The sequence below is a fragment of the Mitsuokella sp. oral taxon 131 str. W9106 genome (assembly GCF_000469545.1).
GTDB lineage: Bacteria > Bacillota > Negativicutes > Selenomonadales > Selenomonadaceae > AWVT01.
On record NZ_KI273071.1, the window covers coordinates 1 to 22,781 of the forward strand.

A 22,781-nucleotide genomic window follows, 5' to 3' on the forward strand; every position below is an offset into this window, starting at 1 on the left:
GGCTCAGTGTAACATAGGATTGACAAACCTACATATTTCCGCCAAACCCATAACTGGTATGCAAGTTCGTAAAACGATATAGGAATCTTATAATCCTTCCTCATCGTCGTCGGATATCTGACTTGCGTGGAAGGTATGCGTGCCGTTCCTGCCCGCCTCGGCGGCCTTTTCCATGAGTTCCTGGATGCCTTGCGAGCCGTCATCCATGAGCTGTGCGCCACACATCTCGACGAGCATGGGAAGGTTGACACCCGTCACGATTCCGTAGTTCTCGTTCCCAATGACGAGACGGCAGGCAGCGTTGTATGGGCTGCCGCCGAAAAGGTCATTCAGGAAGAGCACACCGCCTGCACAGTCGAGCTCTTTAACCGCTTTCTCGTACTTCGCGACGACGTCATCGGGTCCCTCGCCTGGAATGAGCGTGACGGCACGAACGTTTTTCTGCTCGCCGCAAATCATTTCGCACGACTTTAAGAGTTCCTCTGCGAAAAGCCCATGCGTACCGACAATGATACCAAACATAGCATTCCCTCCTATGCGTTACGGTTGCGTTACGGTATGTTCCGTTCCACGCGGCACCTCTTACCACCATCCTCATTATAGCAACGCCTGCGTTCTATGTGCAAGCCTTCGCCTCATTTCCGAAGGAGCCGCGAAAAACGAAGTCCTTCCGATTGACGTGGATATTTCGCCCAACCGAGGTGGAAAGCCAAATACAGAACCGCTTTCCTTGGAGGATTTTCCACCGAAGTGCAAGCAAAAAAGGATGCGTTAAGACGGAAGTGCTGAATGGAACCGTACTTCCTTAACCGACGAGTTCATAACCCGCTTCCTCGATGACCTGCTTGAACTCGGACTTCTGGATATCGCGCTCCGCCATCACTGTCGCAGTCCCGCCATCGAGATCGACGCGGACCGCCGTCACGCCGTCCATTTTTGCGAGTGCGTCATGCACGTGCTTCTGGCAATGTGCACACATCATACCTTTTATTTGGATCGTTTTTTCCATGGTGTTCTCCTCTTTCTGTTCTTCTAGACTGCTTTCTTCCCGCGCCGCGCCATGCGCTGCGCTCTCTTCCAGATGGTCCGTGCGGAAGAAGCGCAGGCGCAGGGCGTTCATCACGACGCAGAAGCTCGACATGCTCATCGCTGCCGCGCCGATCGCAGGTGACATCTTGACGCCAAAGCTGCTGTAGAACACCCCTGCCGCAAGCGGAATGCAGACGGCGTTGTAAAAAAATGCCCAAAAGAGATTTTCCTTGATGTTCTTGATGACAGCTTTCGACAGGCGGATCGCGCTGACGGCGTCCAAGAGGTCGCTGCGCATGAGCACGGCATCGGCGCTCTCGATCGCGACGTCCGTGCCGGCGCCGATCGCGATGCCGAGATCGGCGCGCGCGAGCGCAGGCGCGTCGTTGATGCCGTCGCCGATCATTGCGACCTTGTGCCCCTCTGCCTGCAATGCGGCGATGTGTTTCTCCTTGTCCTCGGGAAGCACGCCTGCTATCGCGCGCTCCAGTCCGAGACGACGGCGAATCGCCTCCGCCGTGCGCGCGTTGTCGCCTGTGAGCATGACGACGGAAATGCCCATCGCCTCAAAGCGGCGAATCGCCTCCGCACTCGTCGTCTTTTCCATATCCGCAGCCCCGATTACGCCGATGACCGCATTTTCCCTAGCGAAGAGCAGCGGCGTTTCACCGTTGTCCGCCATTGCTGCAAGCGCATCCCGCACGGGTTCAACGGAAATGGCGTTTTCCTCCAAGAACTTTGCGTTGCCGGCATAGCAGCGGTGCCCTTCCACTTCGGCCGTGACGCCGCGTCCAAAGACAGCGCGAAAATCGCGGGCGGACACGGGCGTGATGTCCTTCTCCTCAGCATAGCGAAGAACCGCTTCGGCGAGCGGGTGCTCACTGCCCGCCTCCAGTCCTGCCGCGAGTGCGACGAGATCCCTCTCGTTCGTTTTGCCAAACGTAACGACCTGCGTGACGCGCGGCTTTCCTTCCGTGATCGTGCCCGTCTTGTCCATGATGACGGTATCGATTGCATGCGCCGTCTCAAGCGCCTCACCCGACTTGATGAGAATGCCATTTTCCGCGCCTTTCCCTGTGCCGACCATGATGGCGACCGGCGTTGCGAGGCCGAGCGCGCAAGGACACGAAACGACGAGGATCGAAATCGCAATCGAGAACGCGAACTCGACGCTCGCACCGAGCGCGAGCCATACGCCGCCCGCGATGAGCGCGACCGAGATGACGGCAGGCACGAACACGCCCGCAACGCGATCCGCGAGGCGCGCGATCGGTGCCTTCGTCGCGCTTGCGTCTGACGCAAGGCGAATGATTTGGCGGATTGTCGTATCCTCACCGACGCGCTCAGCGCGGAAAATCAAGGTGCCGTTCCGAACCATCGTCGCCGAGGTCACGGATGCGCCTTTTTCTTTCGCCGCGGGGATGCTCTCGCCCGTGATCGCCGCTTCGTCGACACTCGCCATGCCGCTTACCACGGTGCCGTCCGCCGGGATGCGCTCACCGGGGCGTACGCGCACGAGATCGCCGACCGTGAGCTGCTCGATCGGGATGACCCTTTCCGCCTCGCCCTGCACGACACGCGCATCGCGCGGCGCGAGCTTCGTGAGCGCTTCGAGTGCTCTCCCCGTCTCTCCCTTCGCGCGTGCTTCGAGGTACTTGCCGACCGTGATGAGCGTGACGATCATGCCTGCCGACTCGAAGTAGAGGTTTGTGCTGTACGCCGAGACAAGCGACATGTCGCCATGCCCGAGCCCCCAGCCGATGCGAAAGAGCGCGAATGCGCCGAAGAGAGCCGATGCCATCGAGCCCATGCCGACGAGGCTGTCCATATTGGGCGCGCCGTGAAAGAGGTTGCGGAACCCCGCGATGTAATAATGGCGGTTGAGGTACATGATGGGCAGCAGCAAGAGGAGCTGTGCAAACGCGAACGCGACGGCGTTCTCCGGTCCGTCGAATGCGGCGCGCACGGCTTCCGGCACGGGGATGCCGATCCATGCAAGTTCCATGCTGTGCATGGAGATGTACATCATGGGGATCAAAAATACGATGGACCAAATGAGGCGGTGCTTCATGTCTGCAATCGTCTTCTTGGCTGGATCCGCACCCGCGCCCGCTGCATCCTGCTGCGCCGTCCTCCCCTTGACCGAAGCGCCGTAGCCCGCCGCTGCTACGGCTTTGATGATGTCACCCGGATTCGTCTCTCGTTCATCGTATTGAAGCTGCATGCTGTTCGTCAGCAGGTTGACCGTGACGTCTGCCGTGCCCTCGATTTTCTCGACGGCCTTCTGTACGCGCGCCGAGCATGCCGAGCACGTCATGCCCGTCACGGTAAATTTTTCTTTCTTCAACGGTACCACTTCCTACACCCTACTGTTATTTCATGACTTTCTGCAAAAGTGCGCAGAGCTCGTCGACAGCCCCTGCATTGCCTTTTTGGATATCCGCGACGACGCAGCCGTGAATGTGCTGCGCGAGCAGCTCCTTCGTAAAGCCGTTGAGTGCCGACTGGATTGCGCTGACCTGCGTCAGCACATCGACGCAGTAGCGGTCATCCTCAATCATGCCCCGTACGCCGCGCACCTGCCCCTCGATGCGGTTCAGCCGGCAGATCAGCGACTTGTACTCCCTGCTCTCCTTGTCGCGGTACTTATGGCGCACCACATCGCAGCAGCTTTCTTCTTTTGGCATCGCAATCGCTCCTAAAAGGCGGGCCAACCCCCGCAGACAAATAAAATACCGATAGAAGAATATACCCCCTATCGGTATCTATCATATACCCTGCTATCGTATTTGTCAAACGGATGCCTCCGCATCCGGCGAAACAACGCGTTGCACCTGCAGGACACCGAGCGCATAAAGCCGTGCAAAGTCAATTGCAGTCTGCTGCCCCGGACGATGTGCCAAACGATGCTGATGCGCAGCTTCGGCAGGATGGAAGGAAGTGAGCGGCATCATTTCCGCCACACAGCAACGCGTCAAGTTCTTGTCATCGTTCGGATCGTTTACGATAAGCCTCGATTCCGTCGCTGCCGGTGGCCTGCCGCGCCCGCGAATGAAATTCATGTGGTAGGCTAACATGGGCTCGTCCTCGTCATCCGTGTAGTAGACACCGCTTTGGTACATTTCCCCCTTTGCCTTTCCCTGCCCATCCTTTTCGCAGGGGTCAACGACGGCAAACAAGATATCGACGAGCTGGGAAAGATCGGTTTTTTTCGGATTGTAGGTCACTTCGACGCCCATGCGTGCGCGCACCCAACCATTTTTCACCGCATCGTAACTCGGCTCGCCTTCCGCATTGAGGTAGCCTGCCCGTGTCGCCGTGACGCCCGGCACATGGTCGAACACCTCCTGCAGCTCGTAAAAGCTGCCGCCTGAGACATACAGCCGTTTCGTGTACATAGCCTCCCCCTCCTATCGGTCTGGATGGAGCAGGTCAACGTGGCGGTCTGCTGCGCGATGGACGTCGAAGATATGGATGAGCTCCGCCACGCCCTGCGAAGGGGAAATCGCGCCGCTCAGCACCGCGTCCCGCACCTCTGGCATGCGCCCCAAGATAACGGGGTCATCAAAGAACAGATTATGCAGGTGCTCGTCAATCATGCTGTTCATCCAATCGAGGAGCTGTCCCTCACGCCTCTTCCGAAAGGCGCCGTTTTCCTTCGTCGTCTTTTCAAAGAGCCGGATGATGTCCCAAAGCTCCGAAAGCCCCGTCTTCTTGACCGCCGAAACGAGATAGGCGTGTGTCTGCCAGCCCGGCGTGGCAGGGCGTAGGAACTCGATCATCCGCTCGTACTCACCGCGCGCAACTTTCGCCTTCAGGAGATTGTCTCCATCCGCCTTGTTGATGACAATGGCATCGGCAAGCTCCATGATGCCTTTTTTGATTCCCTGAAGCTCGTCGCCCGCGCCCGTCAGCACGACGAGCAGGAAGAAGTCCACCATCGAGCGGACCGTCGTTTCCGACTGTCCGACGCCAACCGTCTCGATGAGAATGACATCATACCCTGCCGCCTCGCAGAGGAGCATGGTCTCACGGCTCTTGCGCGCGACGCCGCCGAGTGTGCCGCCGGCAGGCGATGGACGGATAAAGGCATTTTCCCTGCGCGAAAGCGTCCCCATGCGCGTCTTGTCGCCGAGAATCGACCCCTTCGTGACCGAGCTCGTCGGATCCACGGTCAGCACGGCGACGCGATGCCCTGCGTCGCAAAGCATATTGCCGAATGCCTCGATCATCGTGCTCTTTCCAGCACCCGGCACGCCCGTGATGCCGATGCGCAGTGCCTTTCCCGTACGCGGAAGGAGTGCCTGCAAGACCCGCTGCGCTTTGGGGAAATGTCGCGGGCTGTTGCTCTCAATGAGCGTGATCGCACGCGAAAGAACCATGCGGTTTCCCTCTGCGACGCCCTTGACGTACTCCTCGACCGAGAGCATGCCGCGCATCTTGGGGCGCGCGCCTTGCGCAAGGTTGGGATTGAGGTTTCCTACCGTCGTGTCCTTCACCCCGTCGATGCCGCTCATGACGCTCGTCGTGAACTTCCCGTCATGGTGTTCGGGCACCCAGTCCGGCCGCGTATTCGTGTACTTGCCCATAGCATCACCCCGCCGCAATTTCTTCCTTTGCCCTGCCGATCAGAAGTTTCAGCAGCTTGATGCCTGCCTCAGGGATATTCGTGCCCGGCGCAAAGATGGCGACTGCGCCATGCTGATAGAGGAAGTCATAATCCTGCACGGGAATGACGCCGCCGATGCAGACCATGATGTCCTCGCGTCCGAGCTTCTTCAGATCCTCGACAAGCTGCGGCAGGAGCGTGTTGTGCCCTGCGGCAAGCGAGCTGAAACCGACCATGTGCACGTCGTTGTCCACCGCGTCCTGTGCCGTCTCCTCCGGCGTTTGGAAAAGCGGTCCGACATCGACGTCCCAGCCCATGTCCGCGAAAGAAGATGCGATGACCTTCTGCCCGCGGTCGTGCCCGTCCTGTCCCATCTTCGCGACGAAGATACGAGGGCGGCGCCCCGTCAGCTTCTCGAAGTCGTCCGCAAGCGACCGTGCCTTCTCAAGCTCGGTCTTGTCCGTGAATTCCGAGGAATAGACCCCCGAAATCGTATGGATCACCGCCTGGAAGCGCCCCGATACCTTCTCGACGGCGTCGGAAATCTCACCGAGAGATGCATGGGCGCGTGCCGCATCGACAGCTGCCTCCAAGAGATTGCCGTTATCACGCGACTCTGCCGCCTTCGTGATCCCTTCAAGCGTGCGGCGCACATCGTCCGCATTTCGTTCGGCACGGAGCTTTTCGAGCCGTTCGACCTGCGCCTGCCGCACGGCTGTGTTGTCGATGGCGAGGATCTGCAGCGGGTCTTCCTTTTCGAGCCGGTACTTGTTGAGTCCGACAATCGTCTCGTTGCCCGAATCGATCCGCGCCTGACGGCGTGCGGCTGCCTCCTCGATGCGCATCTTCGGCAGGCCGGTCGAGATGGCCTTTGCCATGCCGCCAAGCGACTCGACCTCCTGGATATGCGCCCAGGCGCGGCGGATGATCTCATTCGTCAGCGACTCGACGTAGTAGCTGCCGCCCCACGGATCGATGATCTTGCAGACGCGCGTCTCGTCCTGGATGTAGAGCTGCGTGTTGCGCGCGATGCGGGCGGAGAAATCCGTCGGCAGCGCGATCGCCTCGTCGAGCGCGTTCGTGTGGAGCGACTGCGTATGGCCGAGCGCCGCCCCCATCGCCTCCATCACCGTGCGCGAAATATTGTTGAACGGATCCTGCGCCGTCAGCGACCAGCCAGAGGTCTGGCAGTGCGTGCGCAGCGCCATGGACTTCGGCTCTTTCGCGCCGAAGGACTTCACGATCTTTGCCCAGAGCACGCGGGCCGCGCGCATCTTGGCGACCTCCATGAAGTAGTTCTTTCCGATTGCCCAGAAGAACGAGAGCCGCTTGGCAAACGCATCGACGGGAAGCCCCGCCTTGATGCCCGTGCGGACGTACTCGAGTCCGTCGGCGAGCGTATAGCCGAGCTCGATGTCCGCCGTCGCGCCCGCTTCCTGCATGTGGTAGCCGGAGATGGAAATGCTGTTGAACTTCGGCATGTACTTCGTCGTGTACTCGAAAATATCGCCGATGATGCGCATGGACATATCCGGCGGATAAATGTACGTGTTTCGCACCATGAACTCTTTGAGAATATCGTTCTGGATCGTCCCCGACATGACCTTCTTGTCGACGCCCTGTTCCTCGCCGGACAGGATGTAGAACGCGAGAATCGGAAGGACTGCGCCGTTCATGGTCATGGATACGGACATCTGGTCGAGTGGGATGCCGCTAAAGAGGATGCGCATGTCGAGAATGGAGTCAATCGCGACGCCCGCCTTGCCGACATCGCCCAAGACACGCGGGTTGTCCGAATCGTAGCCGCGGTGCGTCGGCAGGTCAAAGGCGATGGAAAGCCCTTTCTGCCCTGCGGCGAGATTGCGCCGATAAAACGCGTTCGATTCCTCCGCGGTCGAAAAGCCCGCATACTGGCGCACCGTCCATGGGCGGAACACGTACATCGTCGAGTACGGCCCGCGCAGGCAAGGCGGGATTCCGCTCGCAAAATCGAGGTGATTCATGTGCTCGTATACATCGTGGTCGTAAAACGGCTGGATGGGGATATGCTCCATCGTGTTTTCCACGAGCGAGTCGCAACGCATCCCCGTCGCCTGCTCAAAGCGTTTTTCCCAAGCAGCCTCCGATTGCGGTGCTGCATCCTCCAAACGCATTTTCGTGAAGTCGGGATTCTGTGCCATCACTGGATCATTCCTTTCTTGTCCTGCAGGAAGCGAAGAATCTTATAGCAATTCGCGCGCACGGAAATGAAATCATCCACGCCCGCCTCCCGGTAAGCCTGCTCCAAATCCTTCGGCGCAGCGCCCGCGAGATAGATCGTTGCGGAAGGAAGGGCGGCGCGCAGCTTCGGTGCAAGTTCCGGCACGAGATCCGGATACGTCGCATCCGTCGAGCATATCACGACCGCGTCCGCATGGGAATCCCTCGCAGCAGCGGCCGCTTCGTCCGTTTCCTTGAAGCCCTCATTTGTCAGTACGTCAAATGCGCCAACCTGCAGGAAACTCGCAGAGAAATCCGCCCGCGCCTTATGCTGCGGGATGGGGCCCATGTTTGCGAGGAAGATGCGGACGTTGTCGCCGTCATGCGTGGCACGATATGCCTCCGTCGTCATGCGCAGCGCCTCATAACGCTCGCTCCAACGATGCGGCCGGATTGCCGCGACGCATTCCGCCTCCCCCGTCCCGTCCGAGAGTGCGGCCCGCAATTCGGCAAGTGTCGCGCCGCTCGATGCAGCGGCGATGGCAGCCTCTGCCACCTCGCCAGCGCCTGCCTCGCGAAGCGCCGTCATGCACGCCGCCTTTTGCGGTGCGTCGATATCGGCAAGATACGCCTGCACCTCCTCGTTCCGCTTGGCGCGCAGAGCCTTCGTATCCTCTGGCCGCGGGTCGAGCCTCTTTTCCGCCATATTCGGATACATGTTGTTTCCGACGATGCGGTCACGGCGCAATTCAAGGTTCTTGAAGCGTTCCTGCAGCGTCTTTTCCACACAGCTTTGGATATAGCCATCCTTTAGTGCCTGCATCATGCCGCCCTTGCCTTCGATGGCCTGAAACTCAGCCCAAATCTTCTCGCCGATTTCCTTCGTCAGGCTCTCGACCGCCCATGAGCCGCCCGCAGGGTCAATGGGCTGCAATAGGCCGAACTCCTCTTGCAGCATGATCTGCACGTTGCGTGCAATGCGGCGTGAAAATTCATCGCCCTTGCGGATCGGCTCATCAAACGGTGCATTCTCAAAGGAATCGATGCCGCCGACGACGCCAGAGAAAATCTCCGTCGTATTGCGCAGCATGTTGACATACGGGTCATAGACTGTCTTGAAGAAGAGCGCGGGGCGCGCATGGATGCGAATGCGCTGCGCGTCCTCCCCGCCGCCGAACGCGCGCACGATCTGTGCCCAAATGGGGCGCACGGCGCGGAGCTTCGCGACTTGAAGAAAGAAATTCGCGCCCATCGAAAAGCCGAAGAAAATCTGCTGGGCCGCCTCATCAATCGTAAGGCCGCGCTCCATCATGGCCCTTATATACGCGACGCCCGTCGCAAGCGCGGACGCGACCTCCTGCACGTCATTTGCCCCGCCGCGCGAGAGCGCATCGCTTCGCACGAAGACCGTGCAAAGCTGCGGCGCGTGTTTCCCCGCCCAGCGCGCACACGCAGCCATCTCGTCGTAAAGCGTGGCGATGGGTGCATAGAGCGTGCCGTTCGCCATGAGCTCGCCGAGCGGATCCGCACCGATAAGCCCGCTCAGCTTCTTCGTGTCCATCCCATTGGCCCGAACTGCGGCCGCTGTGAGCGCGAGCATGGGAAGCGCAGACGCGCCTGCGTAGACGTAAAAGGGGCGTCGGTCAAGGCGAAGCCCATTGAGCACGGTATGCATGTCCTCCGTCGTCGTCACGCTGCAGCCCACGTCACCGACCTTTGATGCATCCTTCGCATCCCGGTTTTGAAGCGTGGCGGTATCGAGGCGCAAGTGGTAGATGGTCGATCCCTTCTCCGCCTCATGGAGGAGCAGCTCATTCGTCTCCTCCGGGAGCGTCTCGTCGCAGGCCTGCGCAATGCCCCACGGCTTTTCGATATAGCCGTTCGGACGCGTCCCGCGCAAAAAGTCGAACATGCCGGGGTAGGAATGCTTGGGCAGGATCTCTTCTGTCCCCGCACGCGTATACATCGGCTCGAAGGTAATCCCCTCGTAAGTCTTCGTATACATCTTCTTGTCAAAAGGCGCACCCTTCAAAAGTGCCTCGCATGCCGCTTTCCATTCCGCATAAGTCGGCGGCGTGAACTCGTCGAGCGGCACGTCCGGGAAATCCGTCTGTGCCTCCGATTTTTGCAGGATCGCCCTGAGATCCAAATCCTCCCGTTCCTTCGCTTCATTGCCCATATCATAGCCTCCTTCAATGACTCTTGATTCAAGGGAAAACAAAAGCCGCCCTGCACGAGGGCGGCACAAGACCACGCGAAATGTGAATGTATATAAGAAAATCCGATGCAAAATACATCGGATCCCTGCCATACTGCCGCATAGCCCAATCCCCTACCCATCGCTCGCAGGTCTAGGCGCGCAAGGCGCCAACGGTGATGCAAGAACAGGCCGTTCTCCTGGCTTAGGTTCCTCACGTCACGCGCCTTCCCAAGATTGCTCCCAGTGGCATGCTGCGCAACGCTCCCCTTACAGTGGCGGGACCACTCCGGCTTTGACCGGATTCCCGATTGAGTCTTTCGACACCTGTTCCCAATCATATTTCATTTTCATCTTTATATTAACGCAAACGATTGCGTCCTGTCAATAAGCAAGCCCGCCTATTTCTTATGCGCCGTGCTCGATGCGCTCGATCAGCTTCACGATGGACGCGCGGCGTTTTTCCGCTTCCACGCTGACCGATTCGAGCTCTTTGACCGCCTTCGCCGAGCCTTTGACCTGCGCGAGGCTTTCCTTGAGCGTCGTGCGCAGGGATTCGATATGCTCGTTGAAGGCACTGTCGAACGATGCGATCTTGCTGCTCATTTCCTCGTTTGCCGCCATGATCGCATCAATCTGCTCGACATCCTTCCGCAGGCGGCGCACTGCCTCGTCGGATGCAGCGAGATTTTCCTGCGTGTTCTCCGCGAGCTTCCGGACTTCCTGCGCGACGACGGCGAAGCCGCGCCCCGCCTCGCCCGCACGCGCCGCTTCGATGGCGGCATTGAGCGCGAGAAGGTTCGTCTGCGAGGCAATTTCCGTAATCATGCCCATGATGTCGTCGATGCGCTGTGCGCTCTCGGCAAGCACTCTGAGCTTCGGGCCGATCTCTTCCCCCTGCTTCACAATCTGCGCAAAAAGCTCCTTCTGGTCGCGGATGCCGCTCGAGATGGACGAAAGCGAATCCTCGACCTTGCGGAACTCATCGATGTTTTGCGTGATGGAATCCACGATAAGCGGCATCTTCTCCTGCGAGCCGATAAAGAAATCAATGAGGCTGCGGCGCTGCGCCGCGATGTACATCTGCCGGTTCATGTCGCGCTGGAAGAAATACGCGCGGCAGTCGGAGTAGCTGCCCGCGAAATGATCGAGGTAGGCATCGGCGAAGCGCTCGCCATCTGCAACATGATAGAAGAAGATCGCCGTCATCGTCTCGTTGATATGGAGTCCTGCGATCTCGCCAAAGCACGAGAAGCCCGCCACGGGGAAATCGCGGAAAAGCGAGACATTCGCCGTATCGGAACCGTACGAAAGGCGGCGCAGGATGCAGTCGTTGAGGACGGCGCCGATGGGTTCCGGCTTGCCTTTCGCAAAGTCCGTGTAGTCCTCTTCCGCTGTCTTGGAAAGCGATGTGCGGCGCATGAGGTGCAGCCGCTCGCCCGTCAGAATGTCGCAGTAGACCGCAACGCGTTTTTTCTCAAAGTCCATGTACTGGATGGAGCGGACGAAGTGCTGCCCATTCACATCCGTCGCGAGCGTATAGTCGCCGAGCGTCCTCTCAAGTTCCTCGTCCGTCGCGACGCCGAGAATTTTCTTGAGTCCGTCCGTCGCAGGCAAGACCTCGCCCGAATCGAGCTTCACCGTCTCGATGTAGCGGAGCATCGTGCTCGCATCGGCAACCGTGAAGCTCTTGCCCGTCTCCTCGATCGCCTGCGTCTTGAAAATGCCGTAGCGGTAGCTGGGTGCGAGGCGCACGACCAGGATGACGGCATGATGCTCGAGCGTGCGCTTGCCGTCGTAGAGGTACGTATGGGAAAAATCCTTGCCCGCACTCGATCCGCCGATATAGGGGCACGGGAGCATGCCCGACTCGTAGAGCGCCTTCAGGAGGAACGTCTCCATGCGCGATGCGCCGTCCACGTAGACAAACGCAAACGTATGGTTCACACTGATGCGGAACGGGATGCGATGCTTTTCCATCTCGCTGCGGATGCGGTTCGTGCGCTCGGCGACAGGCACTTCGACCGCATCGCGGCGCAGATCCTCATCGCCGAGCGGAATCGTCATCGTGTACGACGCCTCGATCATGCGACGCGAAAATGCCTGCAGCAGGACGCGGGCGCGCCCATCCGCCGCCTCCTGATAGAGCGAACGGCTTCCCTTCGCATGGCAGAGCTCGCCCCCATCCGTCATCAGGATGAGCTTCGCCGACGGCGCAAGCGCGGGCTTGATGGCATCCGCTACATCCGTGAGATCGAGATCCGCTGAGGCAAATCCCACGACGAGTGCGGCGCCTTCCGGAAGATCAAACATCTCCTTGAGCGCCGCACTCGTCAGCTCCCCGCGATGAAAGTACTTGACGCGGATGTCCTCCGCGTTGTTGATCGCAGAATGTGCCGTGCCCTGCATCCCCTTTGCCGCAAGGGGAGCAGTGCTCGCGTACGCCTTCTTCGATGCAGGAAATAAATGCAACATATCATGCCTCCTACCCGCCAAGTGCGGGCTGTTTGAATTCCCAAAGTCACTAGCATGCTATAAGCATGCTATATCCAATATCTTAGATTCTTCACAAAGCATACGTTTTCCTTCTCAACGCAAAGAAACGGACGCGTACCGACGCAAATCGATCCGTTTCCATATGAAAAGCAGATGCAGATGCTTGACACCTGCCCAACCTCATCTGTTAGACTATGCCTAGAAAAAGAACTGGATAGAAAGGAAGTCCCTCAGTTCGTCTCCCTGCTCATTCTCTTCCATGCGTCTACATCACCAACGGCAGCCCCGTGCAGGGACTCTACGTCTCGCTCGCCGCAGGGCTCACGAATGTCATGCTGGACTATGTATTTCTCGCGCATTTTGGGATGGGGATTTTTGGAGCCGGGCTTGCAACGGACATTTCCGATTTTGTCGCTGCCGCAATCAGCATCTGGTATTTTCCCACCCACGGACGCACGCTGCGCTTTTCGCCCTTCACGTTCGCGCTGCATCCGCTTTTGCCGTCCTTTGGCAACGGCAGCTCGGAAATGGTCACACAGCTTTCCGTCGGCATCACGACGCTTCTCTTCAATCAAGTCACCTATTCTTGCGCAGGCGAGAATGGAATCGCCGCCATCAGCATCATTCTCTACGCCGAAATGCTCCTTTCTTCGTTCTTCATGGGCTTTGTGACAAGCGCATGGAAGAGCCGACAGAGCCTTCCCTGTAAAATGGGGAAAAGCCGCCTTGCTTCCATTCACAAGACGGCTTTTCACCAGACGGCTTTTCCCGTATTTTATTTTCCCCTTTGGATATCCCAGATGAGCCGTATGCTCAAGATGAACGCAATCAGGTAACCGAGAAAGCCGAGCAGCGGGATCTCCATGATCTTCGGCGTCATATTCGTCGTGCAGATCGTGCTCGATCCGAGGAGGAGCGCAGCGCAGAGCACGGCAATGATGACCTTGTTGATCATCTTGTCGAGGCGGCGAAGCGGCTCTTCCGATCCCGTGACATCGAGGTTGACTTTCGTCTGCCCGCTCATCGTCATCTTGAGGATCTCGGAGATCTGTTCGGGGAGCTGCGTCGACTTGCGCATGAGGATGAACGCCTCGCGTTTCGCCTTTTCGATCTCGTCGCGCCAACTGAAATTGCGTTTGAAGTCAAGCGACAGGCTCTTGGCAAATATCTCGACGAAGCTCACGTCGGGGCAGCACTTCCGCATGACGCCCTCGACGGTCAGAACGCCGCGCGCGAACATGGAGAACCCCTGCGGGCAGCTGAGACGATATGTGCGGCGGATGTTCATGATCTGCCGCGAGAGCTCGCCCATCTGCAGCGAGCTGAAGTCGAGCGAGCTGTACGCCGTCATCATCGTATCGATGTCCTGGTAGAGCGCCGCATGATTGATGCGCCCCTGCGCGATGCCGAGCGAAAGGACGGCGGCCTTCATCTCAAAGGTGTCGTGGTCCGCGAGCGCGAACACTGCCTTGCGTATCGCGAGACGGTCGCGGTTTCCCAGCCTGCCCATCATGCCGAGGTCGAGCCAAACGATGCGCCCGTTTCGCACCCAGATGTTGCCGGGATGGGGGTCTGCATGGAAAAATCCATCCTCGATGATCTGCTTGACGTAGTTCTCGCCGAGCTTTCGCCCAAGCACGCTGCGGTCATAGCCGCGCGCCTTGAGTCCCTCGAAATCATCGATTCGGATCCCCTCGATGTATTCCATGACGAGAAGGTGCTGTGTCGAGAGCTTGCGGTAGACTTTCGGGCATGAGACGAAGTCGTCGTCGCGGTTGAGGTCGGCAAACTCCTCGATATGATCGGCCTCCATGAGGAAGTCCATCTCCTGCTTCGCGATCGCCCACATCTCGTCCAGTACCATGTTAAAATCGAGAACGTCTGGTGTCTTATTGAAGATCTTGAGGAGCGCCGTCGCGCGCCGGAGCAGCACGATATCCTTGCTCATGACTTCGTAGATGCCGGGGCGCTGTACCTTGACGACGACCTTCTCGCCCGTCACGAGAATGGCGCGATGCACCTGCGCGATGCTCGCCGAACCGAGCGCCTCTTCGTCGATGTAGGAAAAGACTTGCTTCCAACGCTGGCTGTACTCGTTTTCAACGACCTCCAGGATGACGGAAAACGGAAGCGGCTTCGCCTCGGTCTGAAGCTTCATGAGCGCGTCGCAGTACTCCTGCGGCAGGAAATCGGGACGCATGCTCATGACCTGACCGAGCTTTACGAAGGTCGGACCGAGATCCTCCAAGATCAGGCGCAGCTTTTCGGGCGTCATGCCGCGCACGACCTCACGGCGGCGCAGGACGGCGATCATCTCGCGCAGGCGCACTGTCGCACTCGCGTCTTCTATGGCATTCTGAACGAACTTATCGAGCATAGCGCTGCGCCTCCCGATTTCGGATCACTGGTTGCCGTACTTCTCCGCGATCTGCTGCTTGACCGTCTCGTTTGCAAGGAAGTCGTCGTAGGTCGAGACGCGGTCGACGACGCCGTCTGGCGTGATGTCGATGATGCGGTTCGCGATCGTCTGCACGAACTCGTGATCATGCGAGACAAAGAGCACCGTCCCCGTGAATGCGATAAGCCCGTTGTTGAGTGCCGTGATCGACTCAAGGTCGAGATGGTTCGTCGGCTCGTCGAGCAGGAGGACGTTTGCGCCCGAAAGCATCATACGCGAGAGCATGCAGCGCACGCGCTCGCCGCCCGAAAGGACGGACGCCTTTTTTTGGCTCTCCTCGCCGGAAAAGAGCATGCGCCCGAGGAAGCCGCGCACGAACGTCTCATCGGGATCCTTGGAATACTGGCGCAGCCAGTCGACGAGGTTCAGGCCGACATCGTCGAAGTAGGCGGAGTTGTCCGTCGGCAGGTACGCCTGCGTCGTCGTCACTCCCCACTTGAACGTGCCCTCGTCCGGCTCTTCCTCGCCCATGAGGATCTTGAAGAGCATCGTCTTGCCGATGCCGTTCGGACCGACGAAGGCGACTTTGTCGCCGCGCTTCAGCGTGAAGCTCACATTCTTCAGCACCTGCTCGCCGTCGACGGTCTTGGATAGACCCGTGACCTGCAGGAGCTGGTCGCCCGCCTCGCGGTCGGGCGTGAATGCGATGTAAGGATAGCGGCGCGAGGACGGCTTGATATCGTCGAGCGTGATCTTTTCCAGCAGCTTCTTGCGGCTCGTCGCCTGCTTTGACTTCGCGGCGTTCGCGGCAAACCGCTGAATGAACGTCTGCAGTTCCTTGATCTTTTCTTCCTTCTTCTTGTTTGCGTCCTTCGCCATCTGCAGCGCAAGCTGGCTCGACTGGTACCAAAAGTCGTAATTGCCTGCGTACTGGCGGATCTCGCCGAAATCGACATCGCAGATATAGGTGCAGACCTGATTTAGGAAGTGGCGGTCATGCGAGACGACGATGACCGTGTTCGGGAAGCCCGCGAGGAATTCCTCAAGCCAGTTGATCGACGCGACGTCGAGGTGGTTCGTCGGCTCATCGAGCAGCAGGATATCGGGACTGCCGAAGAGCGCCTGTGCGAGCAGCACGCGCACCTTTTTAGCGGCAGGCAGATCCGCCATGCGCATGGCGTGCTCGTTCTCGGGTATGCCGAGCCCGTTTAAGAGGCGCGCCGCTTCCGTCTCCGCATCCCAGCCGTTCATCTCGGCGAACTCCGTCTCAAGCTCCGAGGCGCGCATGCCGTCCGCATCGGAAAAGTCTGGCTTCGCGTAGAGCGCCTCCTTTTCATCCATGATTTCGACGAGGCGCCGGTTGCCCATGATGACGGTGCGGAGCACCTCGCAGCCGTCAAACGCGTAGTGATCCTGCTGGAGCACGGAAAGACGCTCGCCCGGCGTGATTTCGATGACGCCGCCCGTCGGCTCGATCGCGCCCGAAAGCAGCTTCAAAAAGGTCGACTTGCCTGCGCCGTTCGCACCGATGATGCCGTAGCAGTTGCCAAGCGTAAACTTGAGGTTGACGTCCTTGTAGAGAACGCGCTTGCCGAACTGCAGGCTGACGTTGTTCGTCGTAATCATATCTCGTAGTTCCTTTCTCGCCGCTTGAGGCGCAGAGGATCAGCGATTTTATTTGGATCCCTAAAAAAGATGGCTCAGATAGCTCACTCGCGAAGCATCGCGCGGAACATCGACAGGATGCTCTGTCCGTAAGAGTCGCCCGGCACCGCCCAGCGTCCGTTGAGGTCTTCCCAGCGGTGCAGCGTGCTCGTGCCGTAGACACCGCGCACGAGTTCGTAGCGCGGATCGACGACCGGCTCCATGGGCTTTCGCGTCGAAGCGTAGGCGAGGAGATGCTGGATATGCGCGCGCACGCCGAGCTGCGATGACGGGAAGTACGCCCCCTTGATGGCAGCGCTCGTCGTGCCGAGTCCGCAGTAATTGTTCTGATCGGCTGTGACCGTGCCGCCATAGCGGAAGAAGCCCGTTTCTTTGAGCGCCTGCGCAAACGCGACGTCGGGGCGGATGCCCTCGCGGCGGCCTTCCTCAAAGTAGTACGATACGAGCTTTTCCGGTGAGACCGAGATCGCGGGTGCTGGGTTCTGGCTCAGCAGGTAGCGCACGCACTGCTCGGGACTTGCGAGCGGCGTGCCGAGGATCGAATCGTCATAGGCGGATTCCGTCATCGGCACATCGTCGCGCGCAGGCGCCTCCACGGAAGCCGGCTCTTCTTTCGGCGGATTCAAAATCGTCTGTACGCGCGCGCGGAAATCCTCCGCTCCCACCGCCTGCATGCTCGTGAGATTGTGCGTCTCACCTTGACGAATCGTCTGATGCACGGAAACCTTCGTCTCTACTTTTGGATCATGCAGGCGCTTTGCCTGCCCTGCATGCGGCGCGGCGAAGAGGAATGCGCCGAGCACCGTACCCGCTGCCAAGGCGCGACCCATACGACCATCGAAACTCCATTTTCGTGACACGAATCAAACACTCCTTAAAAAGTAGGCCAATAGCCAAAGTACCAATAAAGCAAAAAGCAAACGGCAAGCACGCGCGCGGGAAGGCGAACCTCCGCCATGCGGCCTGCCATGCACTTCAGAAAAACGAATAGGAAAAATGCCGTGCCGATCGAGAGCGCAAGGCTCTTCGTCAACGGCGCGAGCAGGAAGATCGCCCCAGCCGCAGCCCGCTCGGCGAAGTCTCCCGAAAAGACGCGCTGGACGCGCTGCAGGAGCAGGATCCCGGCCCCGACGAGTGCCGGCACGAACAGGGCGGGGAAGCTTGCGAGCTCCCGCGCCGTCGGCGCGAGAAAGAGCAGCCCCGTAAGAAAAAGCGCGGTGAACCAGCTCATGCGGCGCGAGCCGCCAAGCGACTGCCCGACGGCTGACTCGGGGGCGGCAACAACGGGAACCGTCCCCAGCGCGCTCGCAACGATGCCGAGCGCACCGAACACGGCGAGCGTCTTCCGCCCGTGCAGTGCCGCCGCGTCGCTAGGAGACGTTTCTCCATGCGGCGCACGCATTTGCGCGAGTACGATGAGCGAGCCCCAGCCGTCGAGCGCAAGGTAGAGGAGCAGCACGAATCCCGTCGCAGCCGCTTCCCCCCACAGGATGCCATCCATCGACGGCACGCAGAAGAGCTGAAACGCCGTTTTGTCGAGCCCTTCCGGCTCAAAAAAGGGCGCGGACGGGACGATCCAAAACCCCTCGACGAAGGAGAGAACCGCCACGATGAGCATCGCGTAAAAAACGGCGAGGCGCACGCGAGCCGCCATGAGCGCGAGCACGAGGAGGACGCCGACGAGGCCAAATGCGGCGACGGGATCGTGAAGATCGCCGATCTGCAAAAGACCGGCAGGCGCGGGCATCAGAAGCCGCCCTTCCGAAAGGGCCGTGAAGATCAGCATGAGCCCGACGCCGCCCGCAAGCCCGCGTTCGATGCACGGCGGCACGACGGAGTGCACCAGCTCCCTGCGGAAGCGCCTTGCGCCGAAGCGCGTCCTGTGCAATCGCCCGAGGGTGAACAGTCCGAAGAGCAGGACGGCAGACGCCGCTGCTCCTACGGCGAGCAAGGCACGCCAGTCCAGCCCATGCGAAATCACGGGTAGCATGACGAGCCAAACCACGAGCGGCACGCTCGGCGCGGCGGCAATCGGCAGGCGAAGGAACCCCATGAGCGCCGTGCCGAGGACCATGGCAATGCCGCAGGCGGCGTAAGCACCCGCAAAATCCATGCCCGCACGCGCGAGAAACGTCGGCACGGCGAGCAGCACGTACGAGAGCGTCAGCGCCGTGCCAAGCCCTGCGACTGCATCGCGTCGCCATGATGCTCCCGTTTCGCCTGCCGCCATCTGCGCCCACACCTGCCTTCCTGCTCCTGCGCCCAACACATCTATTTTACTGAGGAAAGTCCCAGAAATCAACCCGCGAGGCGCAGATTGATACGCTGTTTTTTTCGTACAATTCATGGAGAATCCATGCACTTCATAGATTCTCCATGCGCTAAATGATATAATGCTGAATGATAAATAAAGCATCTTTCTGAAGGAATCCCGAATTTATCCGCCGTCTCACCTTGGAAAGGAGATTTTTTCCTTGCGGATCCCGAAATCCATGGGCATGATAAAGATCCTCGCAGCGCTTCTCATCGCCCTTCTCTTTCTCATCATTCACCTCGCAAATCCTGCGCTTCTCCCCCAGCTTTTCGGCATGCTCGCACGCGGCGATATTCGGGAGACAGCCGCCTACATCGAGAGCTTTGGCGCATGGGCAGTCCTGTTCAGTTTTCTCCTCACGCTCTTCGTCAACGCGATCGGGTTTCCGCCCGCGATCATCTTCTCGACGGCGAACACGCTCATCTTCGGCATCGCGCCGGGCATCTTCCTTTCCTGCGTCGCCGAAACGGTCGGCGTGACGATCAGCTTCCTGCTGCTGCGCTTCTTCTTTCGCGATGCAGCGAAAACGGTCATCGTGAAATCGAAGACCCTCTCGAATCTCGATAAGTACAGCGGCAGGCGCGGCTTCGTCGTCATGCTCATCGCGCGCATGGTGCCCTACTTCCCATCGGGGATTCTGAATGCCCTTGGCGCACTCTCTGCACTCTCCCTGCGCGACTACGTCATCGCTTCCTTTATCGGCAAATTCCCCTCGACGGGCATCGAAGCCATCATCGGACACGATACCATCACAAAGCAGGACGAGCCGACGCGCCTCATCGTCGTCTGCGTTCTCGCCGTCCTTCTCATCGCGGGCGCATGGATGTACGAGCGCTGCGCCGCAAAAGCAGCCGAAAAAATCGAAAAATAAAGCGTTTCCTATTCGCGACGCCCATGGTATACTATAAGCAAACGTACGTTTACCGAACGAAGGAGGCAGCGACATGCGCAGAACGCATACAGCAGACGATCGGCAGAAAGAAATTTACGAATACATCAAAACGTGTCTGCGGGAAAAGGGCTATCCGCCCTCCGTCCGCGAGATCGGGCAGGCGATCGGGCTCAAGTCGAGCTCGACCGTCCACGGCTACCTCGCGCGCCTTGAGGCAAGCGGTCTCATAAAGCGCGATCCCGCAAAGCCGCGCGCCATCGACGTCCTCGATGAAAACCCATGGGGGCGCAACGTCAGCGTTCCGCTCGTCGGCACGGTCACGGCAGGCACGCCGATCCTCGCCGAAGAGAATGTGCAGGACGTCTTTTCCTTCCCGCAGGGGCTTCTCGGCACGCAGGAAAAGGCCTTCATGCTGCGCGTCAAGGGCGAGAGCATGATCAAGGCGGGCATCTGCGACGGCGACTACGTCATGGTCAAGCAGCAGGACGCCGCCAAGGACGGCGATATCGTCGTCGCGCTCATCGATAACGAAAGCGCGACCGTCAAGCGCTTCTTCCGCGAAAAGGACTGCATCCGCCTTCAGCCGGAAAACGATGCGATGGAGCCATTCTACGAGAAGGACGTCTCGATACTCGGCCTCGTCATCGGAATCTATCGGAAGATGTAGCTTCTATACATTTCCCAAATGCACGCGACGCAAATGCTTTTGCGCCACCGCCCTCAGCCCCTGCAGCGTTTCGACCGGCGTGCCGGGGATTTCCGTCCGATAGCATGGGAAGTAGCGCGAGAGGTGCAGGGGGATTTCGGGGCTTATCGAAGCGAGCCATGCACCTTCGGCGTCCATCTCCTCACGCGAGTCGTTTTTCGTGGGGATGACGAGCGTCGTGACTTCGACGTGGACGCCGCGCACGGCGGCTAGGCGGATCGCTTCCTTCGTCGTTTCGAGATCGCCGCCGATCCAGTCGTAAAAATCCTGCGTGAATCCCTTGAGATCGATATTTGCCGCGTCGACAAGCGGCAGAAGCCGTTCCCACAACCCGCTTTCGATCTGCCCGTTCGTCACGAGCACGACGGCGAGCTCCGCTTCCCTCAGCAGGCTTGCCGTGTCGCGGACGAACTCGAATCCGACGAGCGGCTCGTTGTACGTGAACGCGACGCCGATATTGCCCGCCTCTCGCGCGAGACGGGATGCCGCACGCACGACGTCTTCGGGACGCGCCTTTTCCATCGCGAGCGGCGAGCCTGAAAATCCGTCTGCCCCCGCCTGCGAGATCGTGTAGTTTTGGCAGAAGGGGCAGCGGAGATTGCAGCCGAACGTGCCGACGGAGAAGATCACGCTTCCGGGGCGGAAGTGATAGAGCGGCTTTTTCTCGATGGGGTCGAGCGCAGCGGACGTCAGCTTGCCGTAGCTCAGCGAGCGAACCGTACCGCCCTGATTTGCCCGCGCGCGGCAGAAGCCGGCCTCCCCTTCCTTCAGACGGCAGTGATGCGGGCATATCGGACATACGGCGATTGTTGCAGCCGGATCAGACATGGCGCTCGACCTCGAACCGCCAGAGCTGCACCTTTTCACGCGCGCCGATATTCCCTTTGCGCCGCGCGATCCGCACCTGCTCCTCGACCGTATCGACGCCTGCCAGATCAGGGAGCAGCAGCCCGCGCCGGTCGCCGCTCTGCACGATGACGCCGTAGCGGCGCACATCGAGTTCCCCAGCGGAGTCGATTGGCTCAGGCTCTGCTAGCACATCGACATCATAAACGAGATCCGGCAGCTCTTTTGGCTTTACCGCCTCGAAGCGCGGATCGTTCATGCCAGCCGAAACGGCGTTATGAATGATCTCCTCTGCGAGGCTGCCGCGCGTCGGCAGGATCGTGCCGATACAGCCGCGCAGCTTCCCGTCCTTATGGATGGAGACAAACGCGCCCGCGCGGCGCTCCATAAGCTCCTGCGGCAAATCGTCCGGAGGCGAAACCATCACGTGGCTTTTGGCATACGTTTCGAGGCTTAGGCGCGCGAGACGGACGAGCGCATCCTCTTTAGCCCGGATTGCCGAAAGGCGTTTCGCCTCATGCGCGGCGAGCTGCTCGCCGATATTGCGCGCCTCGTCTGCCGCGCCCGCTTTCAGATACGCGACGCCGTAGCCGACGCCGAACGGTCCTTCGTATGACAGGAGCTCTGCCTCCACCGCGCGTCGGTCGAGCGCGCCCGTCATGACCCAAAATGAGCGCAGCCCGCACTCCGCCGCTCCATCGGCAAGCGCTGGGGCGACCGTGAGCAAGCGCAGGAAATCGCCCTTGCCGAGCGATTCGCAGGCGAGTGCATCGAAGACGGGTCCTTCCTTAGCAAAGCCGTACGGGCCTTGTGCAAGAAGCTTATGCGAGAGGTCGCCGCTCGCGATGAAGACGGCGCGCCGGCCGATCTGATCGGCACACTCCTTGATATACTGTCCAAACCGGTAATGCATGCCTGCCGAAAGGCCGGAAAGACCGATGCGCACGACGCGGACGGAAAGCTCCGCCTCTTCCAGTGCCTCCTGCAAGAACGCGAGCGGGATCATCGTGCCATGGTCGAGCGCAGCCTGCCGCTCGCCGAGGAATCCCGCAGGGAAATCCTCCCTTGCGCAGCGAGCCGCGAGCGCTTTTGCAAACGGCGCATCGTACTCCGCTTCGATGCGGATCTCGCCGTGCTGGAACTGTGAGAAATCGCCCGCTGCCCGCTCGCCCGGCGAGATGTGAAAGTAATCCTGATACAGGATGGAATGCGGGCTCGTGATGATGGCCGTATCGGGGCGAAGCGCCGCGATGCGCCGCATGGTCTCGCGATAGGCGTCAATCGTCTTTTGGATTCGCTTCTCCTCGCCCCTGCCGATGGCAGACAGAATGATCGGCGGGTGCGGGACAGCCGCCGCAGCTAAAATTGCCATTTTTATCCCTCCCCTATGCCCGCAAGCAACGGGCGCGTCTGACTCCTATTGGGATAAG

Annotated in this window: 17 protein-coding genes and 1 riboswitch; of the genes, 3 read left to right on the forward strand and 14 right to left on the reverse strand. The window is 59.6% G+C overall.

All coding sequences use genetic code 11. From position 1 onward, the window contains the following. Positions 1-87: 87 nt before the first annotated feature. The 8 genes from HMPREF1985_RS09625 to HMPREF1985_RS09660 all read right to left on the reverse strand — a co-directional run bounded on the left by HMPREF1985_RS09625 (position 88) and on the right by HMPREF1985_RS09660 (position 12,509). A complete protein-coding gene (locus tag HMPREF1985_RS09625) occupies positions 88-522 on the reverse strand; it encodes a PTS sugar transporter subunit IIA (protein WP_021772415.1) in 435 nt (144 codons plus the stop codon). Between the two features lie 283 nt (positions 523-805). Continuing rightward, a complete protein-coding gene (locus HMPREF1985_RS09630; protein ID WP_040637606.1) occupies positions 806-3,376 on the reverse strand; it encodes a heavy metal translocating P-type ATPase in 2,571 nt (856 codons plus the stop codon). 25 nt (positions 3,377-3,401) lie between these two features. Continuing rightward, a complete protein-coding gene (locus HMPREF1985_RS09635; protein WP_021772417.1) occupies positions 3,402-3,716 on the reverse strand; it encodes a metal-sensing transcriptional repressor in 315 nt (104 codons plus the stop codon). Positions 3,717-3,821: 105 nt separating this feature from the next. Continuing rightward, on the reverse strand, positions 3,822-4,427 hold the full coding sequence (locus HMPREF1985_RS09640) for a peptide-methionine (S)-S-oxide reductase (protein WP_021772418.1): 606 nt from the start codon (positions 4,425-4,427) through the stop codon (positions 3,822-3,824). A gap of 12 nt (positions 4,428-4,439) precedes the next feature. Continuing rightward, positions 4,440-5,618 (reverse strand): methylmalonyl Co-A mutase-associated GTPase MeaB, encoded by a 1,179-nt coding sequence (meaB, locus tag HMPREF1985_RS09645; RefSeq protein ID WP_021772419.1) that lies wholly within the window; start codon positions 5,616-5,618, stop codon positions 4,440-4,442. A gap of 4 nt (positions 5,619-5,622) precedes the next feature. Then, positions 5,623-7,818, reverse strand: a complete 2,196-nt coding sequence (gene scpA / locus HMPREF1985_RS09650) for a methylmalonyl-CoA mutase (protein ID WP_021772420.1) — start codon at positions 7,816-7,818, stop codon at positions 5,623-5,625. Further along, positions 7,818-10,016 carry a methylmalonyl-CoA mutase family protein gene (locus tag HMPREF1985_RS09655; RefSeq protein WP_021772421.1) on the reverse strand — a complete coding sequence of 733 codons (2,199 nt, stop codon included), beginning with the start codon at positions 10,014-10,016 and terminating at the stop codon, positions 7,818-7,820. The genes scpA and HMPREF1985_RS09655 overlap by 1 nt, the downstream gene beginning before the upstream one ends. A gap of 190 nt (positions 10,017-10,206) precedes the next feature. Next, a riboswitch (cobalamin riboswitch) is annotated at positions 10,207-10,380 on the reverse strand. Positions 10,381-10,442: 62 nt separating this feature from the next. Continuing rightward, positions 10,443-12,509: a methyl-accepting chemotaxis protein gene (locus HMPREF1985_RS09660; RefSeq protein WP_021772422.1), complete on the reverse strand. Its 2,067-nt coding sequence runs from the start codon at positions 12,507-12,509 to the stop codon at positions 10,443-10,445. A 308-nt stretch (positions 12,510-12,817) separates the two neighbouring features. Here HMPREF1985_RS09660 and HMPREF1985_RS09665 point away from each other — a divergent pair, with 308 nt between their 5' ends. Next, positions 12,818-13,366 (forward strand): hypothetical protein, encoded by a 549-nt coding sequence (locus HMPREF1985_RS09665; RefSeq protein WP_040637607.1) that lies wholly within the window; start codon positions 12,818-12,820, stop codon positions 13,364-13,366. Here the strand turns inward: HMPREF1985_RS09665 and HMPREF1985_RS09670 are convergent. The 4 genes from HMPREF1985_RS09670 to HMPREF1985_RS09685 form a co-directional block, all read right to left on the reverse strand. Beyond that, entirely contained in the window at positions 13,306-14,907 is a 1,602-nt protein-coding gene (locus HMPREF1985_RS09670; RefSeq protein ID WP_021772424.1) for an ABC1 kinase family protein, read from the reverse strand. The genes HMPREF1985_RS09665 and HMPREF1985_RS09670 overlap by 61 nt on opposite strands. Before the next feature lie 24 nt (positions 14,908-14,931). Next, the gene (locus HMPREF1985_RS09675) at positions 14,932-16,554 is read right to left on the reverse strand and encodes an ABC-F family ATP-binding cassette domain-containing protein (protein WP_021772425.1); all 1,623 of its coding nucleotides are present in this window, start codon (positions 16,552-16,554) and stop codon (positions 14,932-14,934) included. Positions 16,555-16,637: 83 nt separating this feature from the next. After that, positions 16,638-17,423 (reverse strand): glucosaminidase domain-containing protein, encoded by a 786-nt coding sequence (locus tag HMPREF1985_RS09680; RefSeq protein WP_021772426.1) that lies wholly within the window; start codon positions 17,421-17,423, stop codon positions 16,638-16,640. A gap of 44 nt (positions 17,424-17,467) precedes the next feature. Next, positions 17,468-18,823, reverse strand: coding sequence for a hypothetical protein (locus HMPREF1985_RS09685; RefSeq protein WP_040637608.1), 1,356 nt, complete (start codon positions 18,821-18,823; stop codon positions 17,468-17,470). Positions 18,824-19,091: 268 nt separating this feature from the next. Between HMPREF1985_RS09685 and HMPREF1985_RS09690 the strand changes: the two genes are divergently transcribed. Further along, the gene (locus HMPREF1985_RS09690) at positions 19,092-19,778 is read left to right on the forward strand and encodes a TVP38/TMEM64 family protein (RefSeq protein WP_081695830.1); all 687 of its coding nucleotides are present in this window, start codon (positions 19,092-19,094) and stop codon (positions 19,776-19,778) included. Between the two features lie 73 nt (positions 19,779-19,851). Further along, positions 19,852-20,466 (forward strand): transcriptional repressor LexA, encoded by a 615-nt coding sequence (lexA, locus tag HMPREF1985_RS09695; RefSeq protein ID WP_021772429.1) that lies wholly within the window; start codon positions 19,852-19,854, stop codon positions 20,464-20,466. A gap of 3 nt (positions 20,467-20,469) precedes the next feature. Here the strand turns inward: lexA and amrS are convergent, their stop codons facing one another. Beyond that, the gene (gene amrS / locus HMPREF1985_RS09700) at positions 20,470-21,333 is read right to left on the reverse strand and encodes an AmmeMemoRadiSam system radical SAM enzyme (protein WP_021772430.1); all 864 of its coding nucleotides are present in this window, start codon (positions 21,331-21,333) and stop codon (positions 20,470-20,472) included. Further along, positions 21,326-22,723 (reverse strand): AmmeMemoRadiSam system protein A, encoded by a 1,398-nt coding sequence (gene amrA, locus HMPREF1985_RS09705; RefSeq protein WP_021772431.1) that lies wholly within the window; start codon positions 22,721-22,723, stop codon positions 21,326-21,328. The genes amrS and amrA overlap by 8 nt, the downstream gene beginning before the upstream one ends. Positions 22,724-22,781 lie beyond the last annotated feature (58 nt).

Excerpts from the sequence above, each read along its gene's own strand:
- scpA (WP_021772420.1), bottom strand. The coding sequence starts at position 7,818 with ATGGCACAGAATCCCGACTTCACGAAAATGCGTTTGGAGGATGCAGCA.
- HMPREF1985_RS09670 (WP_021772424.1), bottom strand. The coding sequence starts at position 14,907 with ATGCTCGATAAGTTCGTTCAGAATGCCATAGAAGACGCGAGTGCGACA.
- HMPREF1985_RS09655 (WP_021772421.1), bottom strand. The coding sequence starts at position 10,016 with ATGGGCAATGAAGCGAAGGAACGGGAGGATTTGGATCTCAGGGCGATC.
- HMPREF1985_RS09690 (WP_081695830.1), top strand. The coding sequence starts at position 19,092 with ATGATAAAGATCCTCGCAGCGCTTCTCATCGCCCTTCTCTTTCTCATC.
- HMPREF1985_RS09680 (WP_021772426.1), bottom strand. The coding sequence starts at position 17,423 with ATGGGTCGCGCCTTGGCAGCGGGTACGGTGCTCGGCGCATTCCTCTTC.
- HMPREF1985_RS09635 (WP_021772417.1), bottom strand. The coding sequence starts at position 3,716 with ATGCCAAAAGAAGAAAGCTGCTGCGATGTGGTGCGCCATAAGTACCGC.
- lexA (WP_021772429.1), top strand. The coding sequence starts at position 19,852 with ATGCGCAGAACGCATACAGCAGACGATCGGCAGAAAGAAATTTACGAA.
- meaB (WP_021772419.1), bottom strand. The coding sequence starts at position 5,618 with ATGGGCAAGTACACGAATACGCGGCCGGACTGGGTGCCCGAACACCAT.
- HMPREF1985_RS09660 (WP_021772422.1), bottom strand. The coding sequence starts at position 12,509 with ATGTTGCATTTATTTCCTGCATCGAAGAAGGCGTACGCGAGCACTGCT.
- amrS (WP_021772430.1), bottom strand. The coding sequence starts at position 21,333 with ATGTCTGATCCGGCTGCAACAATCGCCGTATGTCCGATATGCCCGCAT.
- amrA (WP_021772431.1), bottom strand. The coding sequence starts at position 22,723 with ATGGCAATTTTAGCTGCGGCGGCTGTCCCGCACCCGCCGATCATTCTG.
- HMPREF1985_RS09640 (WP_021772418.1), bottom strand. The coding sequence starts at position 4,427 with ATGTACACGAAACGGCTGTATGTCTCAGGCGGCAGCTTTTACGAGCTG.
- HMPREF1985_RS09685 (WP_040637608.1), bottom strand. The coding sequence starts at position 18,823 with ATGGCGGCAGGCGAAACGGGAGCATCATGGCGACGCGATGCAGTCGCA.
- HMPREF1985_RS09675 (WP_021772425.1), bottom strand. The coding sequence starts at position 16,554 with ATGATTACGACGAACAACGTCAGCCTGCAGTTCGGCAAGCGCGTTCTC.
- HMPREF1985_RS09625 (WP_021772415.1), bottom strand. The coding sequence starts at position 522 with ATGTTTGGTATCATTGTCGGTACGCATGGGCTTTTCGCAGAGGAACTC.